Origin of the sequence: Rhizobacter sp. Root1221, assembly GCF_001425785.1 — a bacterium.
Lineage (GTDB): Bacteria > Pseudomonadota > Gammaproteobacteria > Burkholderiales > Burkholderiaceae_C > Rhizobacter.
Map to the genome: position 1 here is coordinate 155,259 of NZ_LMDI01000012.1, position 20,516 is coordinate 175,774.

The 20,516-nt window shown below is 67.9% G+C and carries 24 protein-coding genes, 1 tRNA gene and 1 pseudogene; 9 read left to right on the forward strand and 17 right to left on the reverse strand.

The genetic code is table 11. The features are described 5' to 3' along the window. Positions 1–25: 25 nt before the first annotated feature. The 4 genes and pseudogenes from ASC87_RS10525 (at position 26) to ASC87_RS10535 (ending at position 3,030) form a co-directional block, all read left to right on the forward strand. Entirely contained in the window at positions 26–937 is a 912-nt protein-coding gene (locus ASC87_RS10525; protein ID WP_056660651.1) for an alpha/beta hydrolase, read from the forward strand. A gap of 149 nt (positions 938–1,086) precedes the next feature. Beyond that, positions 1,087–1,182 (forward strand): annotated as a pseudogene (locus ASC87_RS33710) (NAD(P)-dependent alcohol dehydrogenase); the annotation flags it as partial. Between the two features lie 211 nt (positions 1,183–1,393). Continuing rightward, entirely contained in the window at positions 1,394–2,326 is a 933-nt protein-coding gene (locus ASC87_RS10530; RefSeq protein ID WP_056660654.1) for an NAD(P)-dependent alcohol dehydrogenase, read from the forward strand. A 2-nt stretch (positions 2,327–2,328) separates the two neighbouring features. Beyond that, positions 2,329–3,030: a helix-turn-helix transcriptional regulator gene (locus ASC87_RS10535; RefSeq protein ID WP_369820751.1), complete on the forward strand. Its 702-nt coding sequence runs from the start codon at positions 2,329–2,331 to the stop codon at positions 3,028–3,030. Positions 3,031–3,561: 531 nt separating this feature from the next. Here the strand turns inward: ASC87_RS10535 and ASC87_RS10540 are convergent. Beyond that, positions 3,562–3,637, reverse strand: a tRNA-Arg gene (locus ASC87_RS10540). A 115-nt stretch (positions 3,638–3,752) separates the two neighbouring features. On the opposite strand from ASC87_RS10540, the gene ASC87_RS10545 reads away from it, so the two are divergent. After that, entirely contained in the window at positions 3,753–4,313 is a 561-nt protein-coding gene (locus ASC87_RS10545) for a cytochrome c5 family protein (RefSeq protein WP_056660660.1), read from the forward strand. Between the two features lie 119 nt (positions 4,314–4,432). Here the strand turns inward: ASC87_RS10545 and ASC87_RS10550 are convergent, their stop codons facing one another. The 4 genes from ASC87_RS10550 to purU are packed head-to-tail and all read right to left on the reverse strand — an operon-like array spanning position 4,433 to position 7,403. Then, positions 4,433–4,990, reverse strand: a complete 558-nt coding sequence (locus ASC87_RS10550; protein ID WP_056660664.1) for a DUF2946 family protein — start codon at positions 4,988–4,990, stop codon at positions 4,433–4,435. Further along, positions 4,990–6,036 (reverse strand): YheT family hydrolase, encoded by a 1,047-nt coding sequence (locus ASC87_RS10555; RefSeq protein WP_056660666.1) that lies wholly within the window; start codon positions 6,034–6,036, stop codon positions 4,990–4,992. The genes ASC87_RS10550 and ASC87_RS10555 overlap by 1 nt, the downstream gene beginning before the upstream one ends. After that, positions 6,036–6,485, reverse strand: coding sequence for a nuclear transport factor 2 family protein (locus ASC87_RS10560; RefSeq protein ID WP_056660669.1), 450 nt, complete (start codon positions 6,483–6,485; stop codon positions 6,036–6,038). The genes ASC87_RS10555 and ASC87_RS10560 overlap by 1 nt, the downstream gene beginning before the upstream one ends. 21 nt (positions 6,486–6,506) lie before the next feature. Beyond that, complete coding sequence (gene purU, locus ASC87_RS10565) at positions 6,507–7,403, reverse strand: formyltetrahydrofolate deformylase (protein WP_056660671.1); 897 nt, start codon at positions 7,401–7,403, stop codon at positions 6,507–6,509. A gap of 99 nt (positions 7,404–7,502) precedes the next feature. Here purU and ASC87_RS10570 point away from each other — a divergent pair, with 99 nt between their 5' ends. Next, the gene (locus ASC87_RS10570; RefSeq protein ID WP_056660674.1) at positions 7,503–8,135 is read left to right on the forward strand and encodes a sigma-70 family RNA polymerase sigma factor; all 633 of its coding nucleotides are present in this window, start codon (positions 7,503–7,505) and stop codon (positions 8,133–8,135) included. A 1-nt stretch (position 8,136) separates the two neighbouring features. Then, positions 8,137–8,826, forward strand: a complete 690-nt coding sequence (locus tag ASC87_RS10575; RefSeq protein ID WP_056660676.1) for an anti-sigma factor domain-containing protein — start codon at positions 8,137–8,139, stop codon at positions 8,824–8,826. On the opposite strand, the gene waaF is transcribed toward ASC87_RS10575, so the two are convergent. The 10 genes from waaF to alr all read right to left on the reverse strand — a co-directional run bounded on the left by waaF (position 8,821) and on the right by alr (position 16,917). After that, positions 8,821–9,822 carry a lipopolysaccharide heptosyltransferase II gene (gene waaF, locus ASC87_RS10580; protein WP_056660677.1) on the reverse strand — a complete coding sequence of 334 codons (1,002 nt, stop codon included), beginning with the start codon at positions 9,820–9,822 and terminating at the stop codon, positions 8,821–8,823. The two genes, ASC87_RS10575 and waaF, sit on opposite strands and share 6 nt — an antisense overlap. A 7-nt stretch (positions 9,823–9,829) precedes the next feature. Further along, complete coding sequence (locus ASC87_RS10585; RefSeq protein WP_056660679.1) at positions 9,830–10,048, reverse strand: zinc-finger domain-containing protein; 219 nt, start codon at positions 10,046–10,048, stop codon at positions 9,830–9,832. A 4-nt stretch (positions 10,049–10,052) separates the two neighbouring features. Then, positions 10,053–10,976, reverse strand: a complete 924-nt coding sequence (locus tag ASC87_RS10590) for a branched-chain amino acid transaminase (protein WP_056660680.1) — start codon at positions 10,974–10,976, stop codon at positions 10,053–10,055. Between the two features lie 40 nt (positions 10,977–11,016). Beyond that, a complete protein-coding gene (locus ASC87_RS10595; protein ID WP_056660685.1) occupies positions 11,017–11,424 on the reverse strand; it encodes a hypothetical protein in 408 nt (135 codons plus the stop codon). Positions 11,425–11,509: 85 nt separating this feature from the next. Then, positions 11,510–11,767, reverse strand: a complete 258-nt coding sequence (locus ASC87_RS10600) for a hypothetical protein (protein ID WP_056660691.1) — start codon at positions 11,765–11,767, stop codon at positions 11,510–11,512. Positions 11,768–11,800: 33 nt separating this feature from the next. After that, positions 11,801–13,663: a ferrous iron transporter B gene (locus ASC87_RS10605; protein WP_200954342.1), complete on the reverse strand. Its 1,863-nt coding sequence runs from the start codon at positions 13,661–13,663 to the stop codon at positions 11,801–11,803. Then, entirely contained in the window at positions 13,660–13,911 is a 252-nt protein-coding gene (locus ASC87_RS10610; protein WP_082568533.1) for a FeoA family protein, read from the reverse strand. Before ASC87_RS10610 ends, ASC87_RS10605 begins: the two co-directional genes overlap by 4 nt. 106 nt (positions 13,912–14,017) lie before the next feature. Beyond that, complete coding sequence (gene radA, locus ASC87_RS10615) at positions 14,018–15,373, reverse strand: DNA repair protein RadA (protein ID WP_056660696.1); 1,356 nt, start codon at positions 15,371–15,373, stop codon at positions 14,018–14,020. Positions 15,374–15,424: 51 nt separating this feature from the next. Then, positions 15,425–15,820 (reverse strand): alternative ribosome rescue aminoacyl-tRNA hydrolase ArfB, encoded by a 396-nt coding sequence (gene arfB, locus ASC87_RS10620; RefSeq protein WP_056661232.1) that lies wholly within the window; start codon positions 15,818–15,820, stop codon positions 15,425–15,427. Next, the gene (gene alr / locus ASC87_RS10625) at positions 15,817–16,917 is read right to left on the reverse strand and encodes an alanine racemase (protein WP_056660698.1); all 1,101 of its coding nucleotides are present in this window, start codon (positions 16,915–16,917) and stop codon (positions 15,817–15,819) included. Before alr ends, arfB begins: the two co-directional genes overlap by 4 nt. A 161-nt stretch (positions 16,918–17,078) precedes the next feature. Between alr and lplT the strand changes: the two genes are divergently transcribed. Both lplT and ASC87_RS10635 read left to right on the forward strand, forming a co-directional pair. Beyond that, positions 17,079–18,356, forward strand: a complete 1,278-nt coding sequence (lplT, locus tag ASC87_RS10630) for a lysophospholipid transporter LplT (RefSeq protein WP_056660700.1) — start codon at positions 17,079–17,081, stop codon at positions 18,354–18,356. A gap of 2 nt (positions 18,357–18,358) precedes the next feature. Further along, on the forward strand, positions 18,359–19,249 hold the full coding sequence (locus ASC87_RS10635) for a DMT family transporter (RefSeq protein WP_235582132.1): 891 nt from the start codon (positions 18,359–18,361) through the stop codon (positions 19,247–19,249). Between the two features lie 2 nt (positions 19,250–19,251). Here ASC87_RS10635 and ASC87_RS10640 read toward each other — a convergent pair whose 3' ends face one another. Continuing rightward, positions 19,252–19,572, reverse strand: a complete 321-nt coding sequence (locus ASC87_RS10640; RefSeq protein WP_157603959.1) for a hypothetical protein — start codon at positions 19,570–19,572, stop codon at positions 19,252–19,254. 93 nt (positions 19,573–19,665) lie between these two features. Further along, positions 19,666–20,463: a response regulator gene (locus ASC87_RS10645; protein WP_056660708.1), complete on the reverse strand. Its 798-nt coding sequence runs from the start codon at positions 20,461–20,463 to the stop codon at positions 19,666–19,668. Between the last annotated feature and the right edge of the window lie 53 nt (positions 20,464–20,516).

Sequence of the window (20,516 nt, forward strand, 5' to 3'; positions counted from 1 at the left end):
CCTTCGTCAGCAAAGGAGAACCGCCATGGTCAAGCCCGTCTCGTTCCCGAACCGATCGATCCAGCTTTCTGGGCACCTGCACCTACCGGATGACTTCCGGGAAGACAAAAAATACCCGGCTCTCGTCGGCATTCATCCGGCAGGCGGAGTGAAGGAACAGACGATCGGCCTGTATGCCGGGAAGCTGGCGGCCCGTGGATTCGTCGTCGTTGTGTTCGACGCCTCCTACCAGGGCGCGAGCGGTGGCGAACCCCGCCTGCTGGAAGACCCGTCGGCCCGTGTTGAAGATGCGCGTGCCGCGGCCGACTTTCTCTCGACACTTCCCTACGTCGACGTGGAGCGGATGGGTGTCTTCGGCATCTGCGCCGGTGGCGGCTACGCGCTCGCCGTGGCCCAGTCGGAGCGCCGCTTCAAAGCAGTGGGCGTCGTCAGCGCCACGCCGATGGGCGAGGCGGCCCGGACCATCCTCGGCAACCCCATCCCCGCGGTTGCCTTGATCGGAACGCTGCAAGCGGCGGCGCAGCAGCGTACGGCCGAAGCCAGGGGCGCTGAACCCCTCTACGCACCGTTCGTTCCTGAGAAGCTGGAGGACATCGACGACAACACGCCGACCTTCCTGCGGGAAGCCTACGACTACTACCGGACGCCGCGCGGCCAGCATCCCAACTCCAAGGGCCGATTCCTGATGACCAGCCTGGACAAGATGTTGTCCTTCACGGTCTTCCACCTCATTCCTGACCTGCTGACCCAGCCGCTGCTGCTGATCGCCGGGAGCATCGCCGACACCAAGGTCTACAGCGAGCAGGCTTACGCGCTGTCCAAAGGCCCGAAAGAGCTGGTCGTCATCGAAGGCGCCACCCACGTTGCGCTCTACGACCGGCCTGAGTACGTGGATCAGGCGATTGCCAAGCTCGTCCCCTTCTTCAGCCACCTGTGATCACAGCCATAGCCCATGACCGGACACGCCGCTGGACTCAGGCCTGTCCTCTTCGTTGTCATCGGCAACCCGGTCAAGGGGCAGCGTGCATCGCGTCCGACGCGCGATGCGCTCCGGAGTAGCCATCGAAGGGGCGTGCAGAACGTGCAGATGGCCTTGACCTTGCCGGCGGCGCGCCACTGCTGTGCGCCGGCATCACGACCTGGTGGCCGCTCCGCCGCTGGAAAGGGACGGGGCCTTCGATACCTCGCCGCACGCCCACTACGCGAAAGAGGCATGCGTGCGCGTCGCTCAATGGTGCCGGAAATTGGCACCATGCGCGCCTACATTGAACTCCTCAGTTCAACAAGGGATTCCGATGTCCAGTACCCAGCCTGCTGCATTCAAGTGCATGCATGCCACCCCCCACCGGCCCAACGGCCACGTCGGTAGCAATGTCGCAATGAGTGGCCTCACATGAAACGCATTCAGTATCACAAGTACGGCGGACCAGAGACCATGCAGCTTGAGGACTTCAAGCTGGGAGAGCCCGGCAACGGACAGGTCGCGGTCCAAGTGAAGTTCGCCGCGATCAATCCCATCGACTGGAAGTTGCGCAATGGCCTGATGAAGATCGTTACCGGGCACAGTTTCCCCCGCGCGATGGGCATGGATTTCTCAGGAACGGTCATCTCCGTTGGCCGTGGCGTGACGCGTTTCAAGCCCGGGGACCCCGTCTTCGGCATGGCCCGACTGAAGCAAGGCGGCGCTTTCGGCAATGCGGTGATTACCAACGAGTCGTTCCTCGTCAGAAAGCCCGACAACGTCTCGTACGAAGATGCAGCCTGTCTGGCGACCCCGGGCGTCATGGCCTGGATGGGTCTCGTCGACAAGGCCGGGCTGCAACCTGGCCAACAGGTGTTCGTCAATGGATGTGCCGGCGCTGTGGGCGAAGCGACCGTTCAGGTGGCCCGGATGCTGGGAGCCTCCGTGTCAGGCAGTTGCAGCGTCGGCGACATGGAGCGAGTCCGTGCACTGGGTGTAGAGCACGTTTACGACTACCGAAAAACCGACTTCGCGAAGCTTGGCGAGCGCTTTCATGTCGTCTACGACACTGCAGCGACGCTGCCTACAGCGGTGGGTTATTCGCTATTGCGAGAAGGCGGCACGCTTCTTGACCTCGACCCCACGCCCATGAAGTTCCTCCGTGCCCTCATCTCCCGCTGCTTCAAGGTCATCATTTGCAAGGCGAATGCTGACACTCTTGAACGAGTGGCGCATGCTGCCGACGACGGCCGGCTGCGGCTACCTATCGGCATGAAGGTTCACTTGAACGAAGCCATCCGACTCATCGGCGACGTCGAGGCCGGCAAGAAGATGGGCGGAAAAGGGCTCATCGCAATGGAGTGATCGTGTCACGGAGCTACCGACTCAATGAACTTCTGCAGGTGATGCGCCGGTGCCGTGGCACGGTGTCCGGGGAGATGCTTGCCCGCGAGACCAACGTGTCGCTGCGCACGATCCGCCGGGACATCGCCACCTTGCAAGGGATGGGCGCACAAATTGAAGGCGAGGCGGGGGTCGGCTACATCTTGCGTCCGGACTCCTCGCTTCCACCAATGTCGTTCACCGAGGAAGAGATGCAAGCCCTGGTAGCCGGTGCGCAATGGGTGAGCCGTCAGCCGGATCAAGCATTTGCGCGCGCTGCTCAGAACGCTCTTGCCAAGATCAGCGGGGTAGTCCCTGCCGAGATGAGGCGTGTTCTTGACGACGACTCGATCTATGTCGGGGGTCAAGACGCCTCGTCAGGCCTTGACTTGGGTGAAGTCCGTCGCGCTCTGCGTGAGCAGCGCAAGATGCGCATCGTGTACGTGGATCGCAACGGATCGACAGGCCAGAGAATCATCTGGCCCATCATGATCGGATATGTCGAATCTCGCCGGTTGATTGCCGCTTGGTGTGAACTGCGGCAGGACTTCCGGCGCTTTCGCGTTGATCATATTCATGAAGCGGACTTTCTTACAGACCGGTATCCCGGGGAACGGCGCCACCTCGCAAAAGAGTGGAGAACCCGATGCTGCCTAAACAAATGCGCGGACCAGGTTATTGAATGAGGCACTGCCCGCGGGCGAATGTTGATGGAGGCCGATTGCAACGGAGACCCGCAACAGAAAGACCGCCCAGCGTTCCGCTCAGGAAGCAGCCGGCCGCAGTACAGCCTCGACATCGCGGCGGGGTTCCAAACTGGCGGGCGTAATCTCGATTGAACTGGGACGGACTGCCATAGCCCACTTGATATGCAGCTGCTGCGGCATCCATGCCCTGGGTAACCCGGTACGGAGCCGGCGCGATCGAGCGCCCGGAAATCAAGAACAGGCAGTCCAAGTACCGGCTGTTGTAGAGCAGGCAGTTGAAGTGCTGTATGGCACCTGGCACGCCGGACGGATGCGGCTTGAAGCTTGGCCATCGGTCTTGTGGCTGCTTCACGCCCCTTGGATCATCTCGGCCAATCTTTAGCGATTGCGCTTTGCCGCACGCAGATTTTGTGGGGCAAACATTGACCAAGCGCAGTACCAGCTCTGGCACGCTTGTTGGTCAAGGCGTGGAGCAGGTCACAGCGGATGTGGGCATTCCGCTGCATCGGATGGCGCGTCCGGCTGGGATCGAACCAGCAACCCCTGCCTTCGGAGGGCAGTACTCTATCCATTGAGCTACGGACGCCAAGTCTTCCATTCTATCAGTCAGAAGCGACAGTCCCCAAGCCTGACTGTCGTCCCCTTATAATCCCGAGGTTGTGCGCTCCCCCGCGCACGTTCCCCTTGCAGTCGAGGACTCCATGGCCGACGCCCACCAGACCCCTGATCACGACGCCCCGCACGAAGGGCCCATCAAGACGCCGAAGCAGCTCATCTGGGCCGTGGCGTTTGCGTTCCTCGTGCCGATCATCGGCATCATCCTGCTCGCCAACTTCGTCGCTGCAGACAACAAGCCGGCCGCGGGCAGCGATGGCATGAGCGCTGCCGCGATCGCCAAGCGCATTGCCCCGGTGGCAGGCGCCCCCGAGGTCAAGGACATGTCCGACCTCACCACCATGAAGACGGGCGAGCAGGTGTTCGCGGGCCAGTGCGCGGCCTGCCACGCCACCGGCGCCGCTGGCGCCCCGAAGATCGGCGACTCCGCAGCCTGGGGCCCGCGCGTGTCCCAGGGCTTCGACACGCTGCTGCACAGCGCCCTCAAGGGCAAGGGTGCCATGACGGCCCAGGCCGGCGGCGATTTCAGCGACTTCGAGATCGCCCGCGCCGTGGTGCACATGGCCAACCAGGGGGGCGCGAAGTTCGCCGAACCCAAGGCGCCGGCCCCGGCCGATGCAGCGTCGGCCGCCTCCGCCGCGCAGTGATCCCCGGAAGGCCTCGTGCCTTCGACGAACCGGCCCGCGAGGGTCGGTTTTTTTACGTCCATGACGCTCGTGAAAGCCGAGCCGCAGACCGGCACGAGGGCGCTGCGGAACGACGTGTTCTACCGCGCCAGGTGAGCGTCGGCGGCCTGCAGTGATTGCGGGCTGAGCTGGTGGCCGAACCGTTGGGCCAGGGCTGCCAGCGTGGTGGCCTCGGGAGCCCAGTGCCCCTGCTCCACCGCATCCGCGGCAGTCTCCATGTCGAGCGTGTGCACGATGCCGAAGCCGATGTCGGTGGCCACGAACAGCCGGTCGTGTTCATCGAGCCAGACCGACTGGTGCACGGCGTCGCGTCCGGTGTGGCTGCGCAGCACCGGCGGCCCGCCGTCGACCGCGCGCAGCCGCCACACGAACGGCGCGGCTTCGAGTTCCACGTACACCCGCTGCGGCCCGTTCTGGAAGAACCAGCAGCCGTGGTCATCGGTGTCGTAGTTGCGCTCGATGAACTCGCGCAGCTTGTCGTGCTGGATGCGGCTGCCCTTGGCCTTCGGGAATGGCCCGGCGTGTTGCGTTCGGTCGTCGCGCATGTACCAGTCGCCACGGGCGTCGAGTGCGAGCCAGCCGTAGCAGTCGGGCACGTTGGGCCACTTCTTCAGCGCGGCCTTGACGATGTCGTCCATCACGGTACTCCTGGGGTGGAGGGGTCATTGTGGACCGGCGGGGAGTCCGCCGCGACATGGCCGCTCATCCACCCCATCACCTGCTCGGGCAGGGTCAGCACATGGCCCGGCCAGCGGCCGCGGGGGAAACCCACGTGGCCGCCGTGGTGCGGTTGCCAGAGGGTCACGCAGGCGCCCACTTCACCCGGGTGCGGCAGCGAGTAGCTGGGCACGAACGGGTCGTTCAGCGCGTTGATCACGAGCGTGGGAATGCGAATGTGGTGCAGGTGCGGCTTGGCCGAGCCTCGCGCCCAGTAGTCCTCGGTGTTGCGGAAACCGTGCAGTGGCGCGGTGAAGAGGTTGTCGAACTGGTACAGGTCGCGCACCTGGCGCAGTGCACGGGCGTCGAGGAGTTTCGGGTACTGCGCGGCCTTCTTGAGCGCCTTCGGCACCATCGAGTTCAGGAACATGCGCGTGTACAGGTGGCGGTTCACGCCACGGCCGATGGCCGCGCCACCGGCGGCCAGGTCGAGCGGGGCCGACACGGCCGCGACCGCGTTCACGGCACCACCAGCCGTGGCCCCGGCCTCCTCCGCCCACCGCAGCAGGGCATTGCCGCCGAGCGAGACCCCCACCGCGGCGATCGGGCCCACGTGCTTGGACCGCATGCGGTCGAGGATCCAGCCGATCTCCTCGTAGTCGCCGGAGTGGTACGCCCGCGGGGCGAGGTTCATCTCCCCCGAGCAGCCACGGAAGTGCGGCACCGCGTAGCGCCAGCCGTTCTCGCGTGCCCAGTTCGCGAAGGCCTGGGCGTAGTGGCTGCGCGACGACCCCTCGAGGCCGTGGAACAGCACGAGCAGCGGGCGCTGCACCGGGGCCATGGACGCCGGCAGCTCTTGCCAGTCGACGTCGATGAAATCACCGTCGGGCGTGGTCCAGCGCTCGCGGGTGAAGACCGGCGGGGGCCCCTGGTAGCGCGTGGAAAAGAGCGCGGGCCAGATCGTCTGGAGGTGCCCGCCCAGCTCGCTGTCGCCGGCCAGCCACGCCGGCGAACGGTAGGTGTCCATCAGTGCAGCACCGAAGGCGGATCGCCGATCTCCGGCAATTCCGATGCGGTGCCCGGGCTCGCGTGGTGGGCGACCAGGCGCCAGCCCAGGTCGGTCTTCAGGTAGACGTTGGTGGCCAGCACCCAGGCCACCTGCGGGCCTTCGTCGGTCAGCACCTGGATGCGTTCGAGCACGCTGTGCACGGCGCTCGATTCGTTCCGGATGCGGCGCACCTTTTCCGGGTGGGCGTCGATGGCACCGTTCGCGAACATGGCCTCGAATGCCGACCGGATGGCGGCCGCCCCGTTCACGCGCGGCCCGCCGGGGTGCACGCAGGTGATGTCGTCCTCGTCGGACCAGACGGACATCAGGCGTTCGATGTCACCGCGCTGCAGTGCGTCGTAGAACTGGTGCTCGATGTCGTCGGGCGTTGCCAGCAGGGCGGCTTCGGGCGGTTTGGGGCGGGCCATCGTCATGTTCCGTCGGGCGGGTCAGAGGAAAACCACGGTCTTCTGGCCGTTGAGGAGCACGCGGTGTTCGACGTGCCAGCGGACCGCGCGGGACAGCACCATGCACTCGACGTCGCGGCCCACCGCGGTGATGTCCTGGGCGCTCAGCGAGTGGTCGACCCGGGCCACGTCCTGCTCGATGATGGGGCCTTCGTCGAGGTCGGCCGTGACGTAGTGCGCCGTGGCGCCGATCAGCTTGACGCCGCGGTCGTGGGCCTGGAAATACGGCTTGGCGCCCTTGAAGCTGGGCAGGAAGCTGTGGTGGATGTTGATGGCGCGGCCGCGCAGGAACGTGCAGAACGCGGGGCTCAGGATCTGCATGTAGCGGGCAAGCACCACGAGGTCGATGCCGTGTTCGTCGACCAGGGCCTCCACCTGCGCTTCCTGCGCGCGTTTGGCCTCGGCGCTGGCGCCGGCGGCAAGCGGAAGGTGGTGGAACGGGATGTTGTAGCGCTGCGCCAGTTCCGCGAACGTGGCGTGGTTCGACACGATGGCCGGGATGTCCACGTCGAGTTGGCCCGAGTGCCAGCGGTACAGCAGGTCGTTCAGGCAGTGGCCGTGCTGGCTCACCATCAGCAGCAGGCGGGGGCGGCGGGCCACGCTGTGGAACTCGGCCGTGAAGCCGAACTGCTCGCGTACGCTGGTGAACAGGTTGGCGAGCATCGCCGCATCGGCCAGGTGGGCCGGCGCCTCGAAATGCACGCGCATGAAAAAGAGGCCGGTGGCCGCGGCGCCGTCGTCGCCGGTGGGCAGGTCGCCGAACTGCTGGGAATCGAGGATGTTGCAACCGGCCTGGTACAGCAGGCCGGACACCGCGTAGACGATGCCCTTGGCATCTCGGCACGACAGTGTGAGGATGAATTGTTGTGCGCGGGACATGGTGTCTTTTCGGGGGGATGTGCGATTGTACGGAGCGGGCGCCGGGCGGGATCCCCCCGATAGAATGCCCCGACGTGATGTTGCTCACCCCGGAGGGCCATGGCCTCAGCCGCACCTGAAGACTGGAGCGAACGGAGCCGCCTGCTCTCGGCGCTGCTGGCGCGTGCTGCACTTGGCGATCGCGAGGCTTTTGCACGCCTTTATGATCGGTCCAGCCCGCATCTGCTCGGCGTCATCCTGCGTATCAACCGGGACAGGGCGCAGGCCGAGGATCTCCTGCAAGAGGTCTACGTGAGCATCTGGCGTGCCGCCGGCACGTTCGACGCCGCACAAAGCCAACCCCTGACGTGGTTGACCAGCATCGCACGCAACCGCGCCATCGACAGCCTTCGACGCAAGCAGACCGAGCCGCAAACCCGGCCTGCCCCGCTGAACGACGACGAGGACCGCGACGTGTACGACGATGTGGCCGATCCGGCTCCCGGGCCGGTCGCCCTGCTGGGCGAAGCCTCCGACGCCCGTGCGCTGACGCACTGCCTGGACCAGTTGAGCGGCCCGCAGCGCCAGAGCGTGGCGCTGGCCTTCTACGACGGACTCACCCATGCCGAGGTGGCGGCACAGATGCGCCAGCCGCTCGGCACCGTGAAATCGTGGGTGCGGCGTGCGCTGCAGGCGCTCAAGAGCTGCCTCGACAGCGCGGTCGTTCGCGACACCCGCGCCGGGGAGTCCTGAGATGGACTACTCCCGCACCGAACGGGCCGACCGCCTCGCCGCGGCCTATGTCGCCGGCACGTTGCGGGGCCGCGCGCGCCGGCGTTTCGAATCGCTGCTCGGCGGCCACCCGGCGCTGCGCACGGCGGTCCGGGCCTGGGAACACCGCCTGATGCCGCTGACGGTGACCGTGCCACCCGTGCAACCGTCGCCCCAGGTGTGGAAGCGCATCCAGGCCCGCACCGCCGAACCCGCACCCGCGGCCGGCGGCTGGTGGGCGCGGCTGTGGGTGTGGCGCGGCCTCACCGCCGTGGCCACGGTGGCCATGCTGTCGCTCGGCCTGCTGCTGGCGCTGCCCGACGCGGCCCGGCCGCCGGTGGTGGTGGTCCTCGCGGCCACGGGCGGTGCACCGGGCGACGAGGGGGTGATCCCCGCGTCGTTCGTGGCCGGCATCAGTGCCGATGGCCAGGCCATGGTCACCAAGCCGGTCACGCCGGGCGCGCTGCACGCCGGGCGTTCGCTCGAACTGTGGTCGCTGCCACCCGCGGGGGCACCGCGCTCGCTGGGCGTGATCTCGGCCCACGGGACCACGGTGGTGCAACAGGGCAAGGTGCTCGACAACACCGCAGCGCTGGCCGTGAGCCTGGAGCCCGCAGGTGGCTCACCCACGGGCGCCCCCACCGGCCCGGTGCTCTTCGTCGGGAAACTATGAAGCCAGCGCGTCGTCGAGCGCAGCCTCGACACGCGCCGGGGTCATCTCCACCAGGCAACGGGTGTGGCCGAAGCGGCAGGTGCGCTCGAAGCACGGGGCGCAGTCGAGCTGCAGCTCGTCCTTGAGCCACAACACCCGCGCCCGCGGGTTCAGCGGGGGCGTGTGTTCGGGGCTCGTGGACCCGAACGCCGCCACCTGGGGCACCCCGAAGGCCGCGGCCACGTGCATCAGGCCCGAGTCGTTGCTGACCACACCGCGTGCGGCGGCGATCAGCACCATGGCGTCGATCAGCTGGGTCTTGCCCGCCAGCACACGGCAGGCACCCGGCGCGGCCTGGGCAATCTCCTCGCACAGCGTGGTTTCCTTGCCCGACCCGAGCAGGATCACGGGCTGGCCGAAGCGTGCGTGCAGCGACCGGGCCAGTTCGGCGTAGTGGCTCGCGGGCCAGCACTTGGCCGGGCCGTACTCGGCGCCCGGTGCAAATGCGAAGTAGCCGCCGGGCACGAGGCCCAAGGCCCCGGTGACCGACGCGAGGCGGCCGGCATCGAAATGGAGTTTCGGGTGTTCGCCCTTCGGCGGCGGGAACCCGGCGAGCGCGCTGTAGAACGCCACCATCGGCGGGCGGCCGCCGGTGTTCGGCAGGCGCCGGTTCAGCAGGAACGGACGCCCTTCCCCCTGGTACCCCACGCGTTGCGGGATGCCCGCGAAAAACGGGATCAGCGCCGACTTGATGGAGTTGGGCAACACGTACGCCGTGTCGAACCGGCCGCGCAACGTGGCGGCCAGCTGCCGGCGTGCGGACCAGTCGAGCCGGCCGTGGGCGAACGGCAGGTCGATCACCGCCTGCACCTGCGGCATGGCCCGGTACACCGGCGCCACCCAGGGCAGCGCGGCGACCGTGAGGCGTTCCCCCCGCGCCGCGAGCCGCGCACACAGCGGCTCGGACATCACCGCGTCGCCAATCCACTGCGGCGCGATGACGAGGGCGCGTGTCATGCGGGCCTCAGTGATGGCCGTGGACCACTTCGCCCGCCTTCAGGCGGTAGAGCGTGCCGCAGTATGGGCACTTGCCTTCGTGCGCGGTGACCACGTCGATGTAGACCTTGGGATGGTTGCTCCACAACGACATCTTCGGGTTCGGGCAGGCGACGACGCCCGGGCCCTGCAGGTCGGATGCGAGCAGTTCGACGGTGGACGGCGCCTTGGTATTGCTGCTGCTCATGGGGTCAGACCTTGCTCAGCCACTCGGCGTACTTCGGGTTGCGGCCGTTCACGATGTCGAAGAAGGCGCTCTGGATCTTCTCGGTGATGGGGCCGCGCGAGCCCTGGCCGATCTCGATGCGGTCGAGCTCGCGGATGGGCGTGACTTCGGCAGCGGTGCCGGTGAAAAACGCCTCGTCCGAGATGTAGACCTCGTCACGGGTGATGCGCTTCTCCACGAGCTTCAGGCCCAGGTCGCCGCAGATGGCGAGGATCGTGTTGCGGGTGATGCCATTGAGGGCGCCGGCCGACAGGTCGGGCGTGTACACCACCCCGCCCTTGATGATGAAGATGTTCTCGCCCGCGCCTTCGCTGACGAAACCGGCGGAGTCGAGCAGCAGTGCTTCGTCGTAGCCGTCCTCGGTGGCTTCCATGTTCGCGAGGATCGAGTTCGAGTAGTTGCTGACCGCCTTGGCCTGCGTCATCGTGATGTTCACGTGGTGGCGCGTGAAGCTGCTCGTCTTGACGCGGATGCCGCGTTTCAGGCCTTCCTCGCCGAGGTATGCACCCCACGCCCAGGCTGCCACCATGAGGTGGATCTTGTTGCCCTTCGGGGAGACGCCGAGCTTCTCGTCGCCGATCCAGGTCAGCGGACGCAGGTAGCAGCTCTCGAGCTTGTTCTCGCGCACGACGTCGAGCTGGGCCTGCATGACCTGCTCCTGCGTGAACGGGATCTTCATGCGCAGGATCTTGGCGCTGTTGAAGAGGCGTTCGGTGTGCTCGCGCAGGCGGAAGATCGCCGTGCCGTTCACCGTGTTGTAAGCGCGCACGCCTTCGAAGGCGCCGCAACCGTAGTGCAGCGTGTGGGTGAGCACATGGATCTTGGCGTCACGCCAGTCGACCAGTTGCCCGTCCATCCAGATTTTTCCGTCGCGATCGGCCATCGACATGGCTAGGCTCCTGTGAGATGCGGGTGCAAAACCTGCGATTTTACGGACTTGCGGGACCCGTGCCGGAATCTTCGGCTCCGGCGGGCGTTTCCGGCCGCGTCAGATGCCACGATTCGAGCTTCGCGCGTTTCATCGTGGCGGTCACCACGGCGCCCCCCTCGTCGGCCCAGGCCCACACTTCCGGCTCGGCCGACACCTGGCGTCCGAGCGCCTTCGAGACCTGCACGATGTCGAGCAGTGTCATGCCCGGCTTGAGGCGGGCATTGAGCATCACCGCGCTGGGCACGAGGCCCACCGGCGAGCGGCCGGCGTTCTGCATCACGCGCAACGACTGGCTGAACTGCAGCAGCAGCCAGAACACGAGCAACGACACGGCCATCGCGATGCCCGGCCAGCCATACAGGCGCCAGCCGGCCGCCAGGGCCAGCACAGCCAAGATCAAACCCAAGGTGCGATTCATGCGCGGATGTTAGGCCCGCCAACGGGCCTCGGGCGTACGGGGTGCCCGCAGTGCGTTCGCCGGCTGCGGGTCGTCAGGCGTGGGGCTTGCGCACGAAACGCACCGGTTGCGCCTCGCCCGGTTTCCTCGCCACCGCGGGGCTGTCGCAGCCATCACAGCCGCAGCCCGGGGCGGAGCGGGCCAGCCGCTCGAACCGGGTGCGCAGCGGAGCGGGCAGCGGCAGGCCCGAGGCCCGGCCGGCCGCGGCGCGGCGCCACGACGCCGGCATCAGGACCCAGGCTGCATACAGCGCACATCCGGCGACGATCAGTCCGACAACGAGGTCCTGCATGTCCGTTCCTTCCGTGGTGTGAACAGGCCGTGGCTAGACCGTGAGCCACGTGGTGACGTGGAACGTCACGTAGGCGGCGGCATAGGCCAGTGCAAACAGATAGCCCGCCATCAGCAGCGGGTACCGCCATGAATTGGTTTCGCGGCGCACCACGGCGAGCGTGGCGAGGCACTGGGGGGCAAACACGAACCAGGCGATCAGCGCGTACGCGGTGGCGAGCGACCAGGTCTGGCCGACGACCTGATGCAGCGACTGCGTCACCTCGTCCTCGCTGCCCGACAGTGCGTACACCGTGCCGAGCGCTCCCACGGCCACTTCGCGGGCGGCCATGCCGGGCACCAGCGCGATCGAGATCTGCCAGTTGAAGCCGATGGGCGCGAATACCTTCTCGAGTGCCTTGCCCAGCTGGCCGGCATAGCTGTACTGGATGGGTGCGCCCGTGGCACCTTCCGGGGCGGCCGGGTAGCTCGACAGGAACCACAGCAGCACCGTCAGCGCGAAGATGATGCCGCCCACGCGGCGCAGGAAGATGGTGGCGCGCTCCCACAACCCGATCACCAGGTTGCGCAGGCTGGGCCAGCGGTACGGCGGCAGCTCGAGCATCAGCGGCTGGTAGTTGGAGCCGCTGCGGAAGCGCTTGAGCACCCAGGCCACGGCCATGGCCGACAGCACGCCGGCCACGTAGAGGCCGAAGAGCGTGAGGCCCTGCAGGTTGAACCAGCCCACCGAGCGGGACGGCACGAACACCGAGATCAGCAGCGCGTAGACCGGCAGCCGCGCCGAACAGGTCATCAGCGGGGCGATCATGATGGTGGCGAGGCGGTCGCGCCAGTTCGGGATGGTGCGGGCGGCCATGATGCCGGGGATGGCACACGCGAAGCTCGACAGCAGCGGGATGAATGCACGGCCGGACAGGCCCACCTTGCCCATCAGCGTGTCGAGCAGGAACGCCGCGCGCGGCAGGTAGCCCGAGTCTTCCAGGAGCAGGATGAACAGGAAGAGGATCAGGATCTGCGGCAGGAACACCAGCACGCCGCCGGCCCCGGCGATCACCCCGTCCACCAGCAGGCTGCGCAGCGGCCCGTCGGCCATGTTTCCCGTGACCCACTTGCCGAGGCCGCCCACCGTGGCCTCGATGGCCTCCATGGGCACCGAGGCCCAGCTGAACACCGCCTGGAACATCAGGAACAGCAACACGGCGAGCAGCGCGAGCCCCAACACCGGGTGCATCACGACGGCGTCGATGCCGTGGTTGAAACGCTTGAACGACTTCGCGCCGGGGGCCACCAGCGCCAGCAGGCGGCGCACCTCGGGTTGCAGGTCGGCGTAGGACAGCGGTTGTGCGGATGGCTGCGGCGGAGCCGGCCACGAGGCCTGTTGTTCAAGCTGTGCGAGCAGGGCCGCGTGGCCGTGGCTCTGCACCGCCACCGTCTCGACCACCGGCACGCCCAGCTCGGCGGACAGGCGGGCCACGTCGATGGCAAGGCCACGCTTGCGCGCCACGTCCATCATGTTGATGGACACGATCATGGGCCGGCCCAGGCGCTTGAGTTCGAGCACCAGGCGCAGGTTCATCGGCAGGTTGGTGGCATCGACCACCGCGACGATGGCGTCGGGAGCGGCTTCGCCGGCCCGGTGGCCCATCACCATGTCGCGGGTGACCTGCTCGTCAGGCGTGGCTGGGGTGAGGCTGTAGGCGCCCGGCAGGTCGATGACGGACACCGTGCGGCCGTTGGACAGCTTCGTGGTGCCCACCTTGCGTTCGACCGTGACACCCGCGTAGTTGGCGACCTTCTGGCGGGCGCCCGTCAGCAGGTTGAAGAGGGCGGTCTTGCCGCAGTTGGGGTTGCCGACCAGCGCGATGCGCAGCGGCGTGGCGAGGACGTCGGCGGTCATGGCACCGAGACCTCCACGCATTGCGCTTCCACGAGGCGCAGCGCAAACAGCGTTTCCCCGATCTGCACGGCGATGGGTTCGCGGCCCCCCGGGCCCCGGCGCAGCACCCGCACCTGTTCACCCGGCAGGAAGCCCAGTTCGCCGAGGCGGTTCAACGTGGATGGCTCGGCGCCATGGTCACCTGCGCTCACGGCGAGCACGGTGCCCACGGCACCGCGGGGCAGGTCGGAAAGACGGGGAGAAGGCATGGCGGCAGTCTGGAACGGCGCAAGGCTGGTTGTGAATGATAACAACTCGCATCTAAGGTTGCTTGGTCCTTTGTGCGTTGCCGCGGTTCCGTGCGCCGGAAAAGATTCAGAGGCTGCGCATCAGGTCGACCGCCTGCTCGATGCGTTCCACCGGGTGGATGGTGAGCCCCTCGACCGGTTTCTTGGGCACGTTGGCCTTGGGCACCACGGCCACGCTGAACCCGAGCTTGGCGGCTTCCTTCAGCCGCTCCTGGCCGCGGGGGGCCGGGCGCACCTCACCCGCGAGGCCCACTTCCCCGAATGCGAAGAAGCCGCGGGGCAGCGCCTTGCCACGCAGGCTGCTCTGGATGGCCAGCATCACCGCCAGGTCACCCGCCGGTTCGCCGATGCGCACGCCACCCACGGCGTTGACGAACACATCCTGGTCCATGCAGGCGATGCCGGCGTGGCGGTGCATCACCGCGAGCATCATGGCCAGGCGGTCGCGGTCGAGGCCCACGCTCAGGCGCCGAGGGCTCGGGCCGCCGCTGTCCACCAGCGCCTGCACCTCGACGAGCAGCGGCCGGGTGCCCTCCAGCGTGACGAGCACGCAGGAGCCTGGCACCGGATCGCCGTGGGTGGACAGGAAGATGGCGCTCGGGTTGGCCACGCCCTTGAGCCCCTTCTCGGTCATCGCGAACACGCCGATCTCGTTGACCGCGCCGAAGCGGTTCTTGATGGCCCGCACGAGACGGAAGCTCGAATGGGTGTCGCCCTCGAAGTACAGCACCGTGTCGACGATGTGCTCCAGCACGCGGGGGCCGGCCAGCGCCCCTTCCTTCGTGACGTGGCCCACCAGCACGATGGACGTACCGGTGCTCTTGGCGATGCGCGTGAGCTGCGCCGCACACTCGCGCACCTGGGCGACGGAGCCGGGCGCGGACGTGAGCTGGTCGCTGTACACCGTCTGGATGGAGTCGATCACGCAGACCGTGGGCTGCTCGGCGGCGATGGTGGCCGAGATCTTCTCGAGCTGGATCTCGGCGATCACCCGCACCTGCGAGCCGTCGAGCCCCAGGCGGCGGGACCGCAGCGCCACCTGGGCGCCCGATTCCTCGCCGGTCACGTACAGGGTGCGCACCGATTTCGACAGGGCGTCGAGCGCCTGAAGCAACAGCGTGGACTTGCCGATGCCCGGGTCGCCGCCGATCAGCACCACGCCACCGGCCACGATGCCGCCACCGAGCACCCGGTCCAGTTCGTCGATGCCGGTGGGCTGCCGGTCGACGTCGGTGGCCTCGATCTCGGACAGCGTGGTGACGGGCTGCGCGGCCGCGAGTGACTGATAGCGGTGCCTGCCGGGGGTGTCGGCGACCGATTCGGTCAGGGTGTTCCAGGCATTGCAGCCCGGGCACTTGCCGAGCCACTTGGGGCTGGTGGCACCACATTCGGTGCAGGTGTAGATCGATTTGTCCTTGGCCATCGGGCGATTGTCGCCGTTGGGCCCTTCCCTCTGCCGCTCAGACCCCCAGGCTCACTCCGTCACCTTGCCGCGCCCGGCTTTCACCTGGGCCCGCTGGCTCTTGCCTTCCAGGCGCCGGCGTTTCGACCCCAGCGTGGGACGGGTGGGCCGGCGGGTGCGGGGCGGCACGGCCACGCTGTTGACGAGCGCGGTGAGCCGCTCGAGGGCGTCTTGCCGGTTCATGTCCTGGCTGCGGGACGTCTGGGCCTTGATGACCACCACGCCGTCGGCCGTGATGCGCTGGTCCGACAGCGCGAGCAAGCGTTCCTTCACCGGCTCGGGCAGCGACGACGCGCGGATGTCGAACCGCAGGTGCACCGCGCTCGACACCTTGTTGACGTTCTGCCCGCCCGCCCCCTGCGCCCGGATGGCCGAGAACTCCACCTCGGCGGGGTCGATCTCGATCATGGCACCTGGCGCACCGGCACCCGGGGGGCCACCGCACACATCAGCTCATAGCCCACGGTGCCGGCGTGATGTGCCACCTCGTCGATGGGCAACACGGCGCCGCCGGGCCCGGTTCCCCACAGGGTGACCTCGGTGCCCGGGCCCGCGTCGGGCAGCCCGGTGAGGTCCACCGTGACCATGTCCATCGACACCCGCCCCACCATCCGCGTGCGCACACCGCCCACGAGCACGGGCGTGCCGGTGGGGGCCGAGCGGGGGTACCCGTCGGCATACCCGCAGGCGACGACGCCGATGCGCATGGCTTCGCCGGCCTTGAACGCACCGCCGTACCCGACGGCGTCGCCGGCGGCGAGTGTCTGCGTGGCGATCAGCTTCGACCGCAGTGTCATGGCCGGTTGCAGGCCCCAGTGGGCGATGCCGTGTTCCGGATGGTCGGGCGAGGCGCCGTACAACATGATGCCGGGGCGCACCCAGTCGCCGCGCACCTGGGGGCGGGTGGGTGACTCGCGCAGCGTGGCCGCGCTGTTGCAGAGCGACCGCTCGCCGGGCAGGTCGTGCGCGACGGAATCGAAGGCCGCCAGCTGGGCGTCCACCCCGCGCGGGCCGTCGGCCTCGGCGAAGTGGGTCATCAGCGAGATCTCGTCCACCTGGGTCAGGCCCGACAGGCGCAACCAGGCGGAACGGTAGGCGGCCGGCTGGAAGCCCAGGCGGTTCAGCCCGCTGTTCATCTTCAGGAACACGTGGTGTGGCCAGGTGGTCTTGTGGGCGGCGAGCCAGTCGATCTGGTTCTCGTCATGCACGGCATGCCAGAGGTTGAGCCGGGAGCACACCTCCAGGTCGCGGGCGTCGAAACAGCCTTCGAGCAGCAGGATGGGGCCGCGCCAGCCGAGGCGGCGCAGGTGTTCGGCCTCGGCCAGGTCGAGAAGCGCGAAGCCGTCGGCACCGCGCAGGCCTTCGAACGCGTGTTCGATGCGGTGGCCGTAGGCGTCGGCCTTGACGACCGCCCAGACCTTGGCGTCCGGGGCCATTTGCCGTGCCCGGACCAGGTTGTGAGCGAGGGCCTCGGTGTGGATCAGCGCTTCAATGGGACGTGGCATGGTTGAATTCTGCCAGTGCCCCCGCCCCGGTGCGCAGGGGGCGCGGCGGACGCGCGTGCTATAACGCCGCCGCAGGGAACCAGGACCAGCGGAACGAACTGCCGCATGACTACTCTGACCGGGCCCACCCGGCAGCCTTCGAGGCGCATCAGCACGAGCGAATGAAAAAAGGTTTCTACACCATCATGTCGGCGCAGTTCTGCAGCTCGCTGGCAGATCAGGCGTTGCTGGTCGCCGCAATCGAGCTGCTGAAGACCACCGGGGCGCCGGCGTGGATGACGCCCGCGCTGGGCCCGATGTTCGCGTTGTTCTATGTGATCCTCGCCCCCTTCGTGGGCGCGTTCGCGGACGCCATCCCGAAGGGCAAGGTGATGTTCTATTCGAACCTCGTCAAGCTCGTGGGCTGCGGCATGATGCTGTTCGGCGTGCACCCGTTGCTCGCCTACACCGTCGTGGGCCTCGGCGCGGCGGCCTACTCGCCGGCCAAGTACGGCATCCTCACCGAACTGCTGCCCAACTCCCAACTGGTCAAGGCCAATGGCTGGATCGAGGGCCTCACCATCGGCTCCATCATCCTCGGGCTGCTGCTCGGCGGCCAGCTGGTGGGCCCCTCGCTGTCCGGCTACCTGCTCCAGTTCGACCTGCCCGTGGTCCAGACGGGCATCGACACCGCCCCCGAGGTGGCCATCGCGGCGCTGATCTCGATCTACATCCTCGCGGCCATCCTGAACCTGTACATCCCCCGCACCGACGCCCCGCTGCAACCGCTCGCCCACGGCCCCGCCGGCCTCGTGCGCGATTTCGCGGCCTGCAATGCGCGCCTGTGGGGCGACAAGCTCGGCCAGATCTCGCTGTCCACCACCACGCTGTTCTGGGGGGTGGCGGGCAACCTGCGCATCATCGTGTTCTCGTGGGCGGCCGCGGCGCTCGGCTACGGCACCACGAAGGCATCGCTGCTGGTGGGTGTGGTGGTGGTGGGCACCGCCCTCGGCGCCGTGTTCGCGTCCATGAAGATGCGCCTCGACCAGGCCACGTCGGTCATCCCGCTCGGCATCGGCATGGGCCTGCTCGTGATCGCGCTGAACTTCATCAACGGTCCCTTGGTGGCCGCACCGTTCCTGATCCTGCTGGGCGGGCTCGGCGGTTTCCTCGTGGTGCCGATGAACGCGCTGCTGCAGCACCGCGGGCACAACCTGATGGGCGCGGGCCGCTCCATCGCCGTGCAGAACTTCAACGAGCAGGCCTGCATCCTGGCGCTCGGCGCGTTCTACGCCGGCATGACCAAGTACGGCCTGTCCGCGTTCGTGGCCATCACGGTCTTCGGCCTGGTGGTGGCGGGCATCATGTGGCTGATCGGACGCTGGCACCGCCGCAACTGCGTGGTCTACCGCGACGAGGTGGACCACCTGCTGGCGCTGGCCCGCAGCGACAAGCACTGACGGTGCTGAACAGCCGCACCGTCCTCCCTGCCCTCGCCCTCGTCTGCAACGCGTTCGTCTGGGGCACCTCGTGGTACCCGTTCCGGTGGCTCGAGGCCGCCGGTCTGCACCCGCTGTGGACGACGGTGGCCGTGCACTCGCTGTCGGTGCTGACCATCCTGGTGTTGCGGCGCGGGGCCTTCGTGCACGTTTGGCGTACCCCCGCGCTCTGGGTGCTGCTGCTGGCCGCGGGCATCACCAACGCCGCCTTCAACTGGGGGGTGGTGGCTGGCGACGTCGTGCGTGTGGTGCTGCTGTTCTACCTGATGCCACTCTGGGCGGTGCTGTTCGCCCGCTGGCTGCTGCACGAGCCGCTGACACGGGCCGCGGGTCTGCGCGTGCTGCTGGCGCTGGGCGGCGCGGCCATCGTGCTGTGGCCGGTGGATGGCCAGGGATTCCCGTGGCCCCGCACCATGCCCGACTGGCTCGGCGTGATCGGCGGCATGGCCTTCGCGCTGAACAACGTGATGCTGCGCCGGGAATCGGGCCGGCCCGAGGCGGCGCGTGGCCTGGCGATGTTCCTGGGCGGTGTGCTGGTGTCGAGCGTGGTGGCCACCACGCTGGCCCTGCGCGGCGAGGCGCCGTGGCCACCTGCCCCGGCCGTGGGCTGGGTCGTGCTGGCCCTGGCGCTGGGTGCGCTGTTCCTGGTCAGCAACATGGCGCTTCAATACGGGGCGTCGCGGCTGCCGTCGAACGTGACGTCGGTGGTGATGCTGACCGAGGTGCTGTTCGCTTCGGCGTCCGCGGTGGCGTTGGGTGGCGGCACCCTCACGCCCCAGCTGCTGGGCGGCGGGGCGTGCATCGTGGCCGCGGCGGTGCTGGCGGCATTCGGGCCGGCGCCGGCGGAGCACTGACGCTATTGAAGCGTCTGCGAGGCCGGCGCGCAAAAACTGTCGTCGGACGGTGCGAGCACCACGTCGGCGGCTTCGAGCGTGCAGTTCGACATCACCGCCCACCGTTCGTGCAACTGCCACAGCACACAGCGGCAGTCGGGTGAGAGCTGCGGGTGTTCGGCCAGCATCGCCAGGTTGCGGGTGATCTTTTCACCCATGCCGATGCGGTGCGCGGGGTTGGCCTCGGCCTGCAGGAACTGGCTGTAGCCGGTCATCAACGCCAGCGTGCCCGCGAGCACGGCCTCCACCTGGGGCATGTGGTGTTCTTCGATGAGGGGGTCCATGGGCTGCTCCCGTTGGCGTTGCGTTCCGAACATCCTATTGCAAATGCGATTCATTCGCAATTGGTTGAGGCGAGGCAAAGTAGGGGGAGTCTCTCAGGCCGCGAGCGGGGGGTCGAGCATCCGCAAGGTTTGCACCAAGTCGTCTTCCATCACGGGTTTGGTGAGGTACGCGTCGCAACCGGCCAGCGCGCCGCGCACGCGGTCGCTGGATGTCGACAGGCCGGTGACGAGCACCACCAGGGGCGAGGTACCGTCGGGCTGGCTGCGGCCTTGCTTGATGCGCTGGCACAGCGTCAGCCCGTCCATCGACGCCTGGGGGCCGAGCGCCACGTCGAGGAACACCATCGAAAACGCCTGTGCGGCCAGGCGGTCAAGCGCTTCGTCGGGGGTGACCGCCGTGTGCACCCGGTAGCCGCGCTGCTGCAGCCGCACCTGCAGGAACCGCAACGCTACCCGGCTGTCGTCGACGACGAGCACGTCCTTCGGGTGCGGACCGTCATCGGCGGTGCCGAGGAGCCCGGGCGCTGAGCCCATCCAATCGGGGGCGGCGGGTTCGTCGAGGCTCGCGAGGCGCTGCTCGAGCAGCAGGTCGAGCTCACGCACGATGTGGGTGGGTTCGATGGGGCGGTGCAGGCAGGTCACCGCGCCTGGTGGCGGGTGGGCGCCGATGAACACCGTGTCGAGCAGGCGTTCGCCCTGGCGCACCGAGGCGACGGTGGGGGCGTGGTCCGCGTTGGCGATGAGGAAATCGGCCTCGTCGGGCTGCGTGGCCTCGGCGTAGGCAGGCGTGCGGGCCTCGGCGAGGCGGAAGAACGACGACATGCCGCTGCGTTCGAAATCGCTGAAACCCAACAACGCAACGGTGTAGCGCAGGGCGATGCGCTCGCTCATGGTGTGCCTCCGGCCGGGCGAAGAGGCCATGTTCGGCGGGTCGCGCTGCGGCG

Coding starts and splice junctions, on each gene's coding strand:
- ASC87_RS10555 (WP_056660666.1), bottom strand. CDS start 6,036: ATGGACACCTACCGTTCGCCGGCGTGGCTGGCCGGCGACAGCGAGCTG.
- purU (WP_056660671.1), bottom strand. CDS start 7,403: ATGTCCCGCGCACAACAATTCATCCTCACACTGTCGTGCCGAGATGCC.
- ASC87_RS10575 (WP_056660676.1), top strand. CDS start 8,137: ATGGACTACTCCCGCACCGAACGGGCCGACCGCCTCGCCGCGGCCTAT.
- ASC87_RS10525 (WP_056660651.1), top strand. CDS start 26: ATGGTCAAGCCCGTCTCGTTCCCGAACCGATCGATCCAGCTTTCTGGG.
- ASC87_RS10570 (WP_056660674.1), top strand. CDS start 7,503: ATGGCCTCAGCCGCACCTGAAGACTGGAGCGAACGGAGCCGCCTGCTC.
- arfB (WP_056661232.1), bottom strand. CDS start 15,820: ATGATCGAGATCGACCCCGCCGAGGTGGAGTTCTCGGCCATCCGGGCG.
- ASC87_RS10590 (WP_056660680.1), bottom strand. CDS start 10,976: ATGTCGATGGCCGATCGCGACGGAAAAATCTGGATGGACGGGCAACTG.
- ASC87_RS10600 (WP_056660691.1), bottom strand. CDS start 11,767: ATGCAGGACCTCGTTGTCGGACTGATCGTCGCCGGATGTGCGCTGTAT.
- ASC87_RS10610 (WP_082568533.1), bottom strand. CDS start 13,911: ATGCCTTCTCCCCGTCTTTCCGACCTGCCCCGCGGTGCCGTGGGCACC.
- ASC87_RS10585 (WP_056660679.1), bottom strand. CDS start 10,048: ATGAGCAGCAGCAATACCAAGGCGCCGTCCACCGTCGAACTGCTCGCA.
- ASC87_RS10605 (WP_200954342.1), bottom strand. CDS start 13,663: ATGACCGCCGACGTCCTCGCCACGCCGCTGCGCATCGCGCTGGTCGGC.
- ASC87_RS10560 (WP_056660669.1), bottom strand. CDS start 6,485: ATGGCCCGCCCCAAACCGCCCGAAGCCGCCCTGCTGGCAACGCCCGAC.
- ASC87_RS10545 (WP_056660660.1), top strand. CDS start 3,753: ATGGCCGACGCCCACCAGACCCCTGATCACGACGCCCCGCACGAAGGG.
- ASC87_RS10645 (WP_056660708.1), bottom strand. CDS start 20,463: ATGAGCGAGCGCATCGCCCTGCGCTACACCGTTGCGTTGTTGGGTTTC.
- lplT (WP_056660700.1), top strand. CDS start 17,079: ATGAAAAAAGGTTTCTACACCATCATGTCGGCGCAGTTCTGCAGCTCG.
- radA (WP_056660696.1), bottom strand. CDS start 15,373: ATGGCCAAGGACAAATCGATCTACACCTGCACCGAATGTGGTGCCACC.
- ASC87_RS10640 (WP_157603959.1), bottom strand. CDS start 19,572: ATGGACCCCCTCATCGAAGAACACCACATGCCCCAGGTGGAGGCCGTG.
- alr (WP_056660698.1), bottom strand. CDS start 16,917: ATGCCACGTCCCATTGAAGCGCTGATCCACACCGAGGCCCTCGCTCAC.
- ASC87_RS10550 (WP_056660664.1), bottom strand. CDS start 4,990: ATGGACGACATCGTCAAGGCCGCGCTGAAGAAGTGGCCCAACGTGCCC.
- ASC87_RS10530 (WP_056660654.1), top strand. CDS start 1,394: ATGAAACGCATTCAGTATCACAAGTACGGCGGACCAGAGACCATGCAG.
- waaF (WP_056660677.1), bottom strand. CDS start 9,822: ATGACACGCGCCCTCGTCATCGCGCCGCAGTGGATTGGCGACGCGGTG.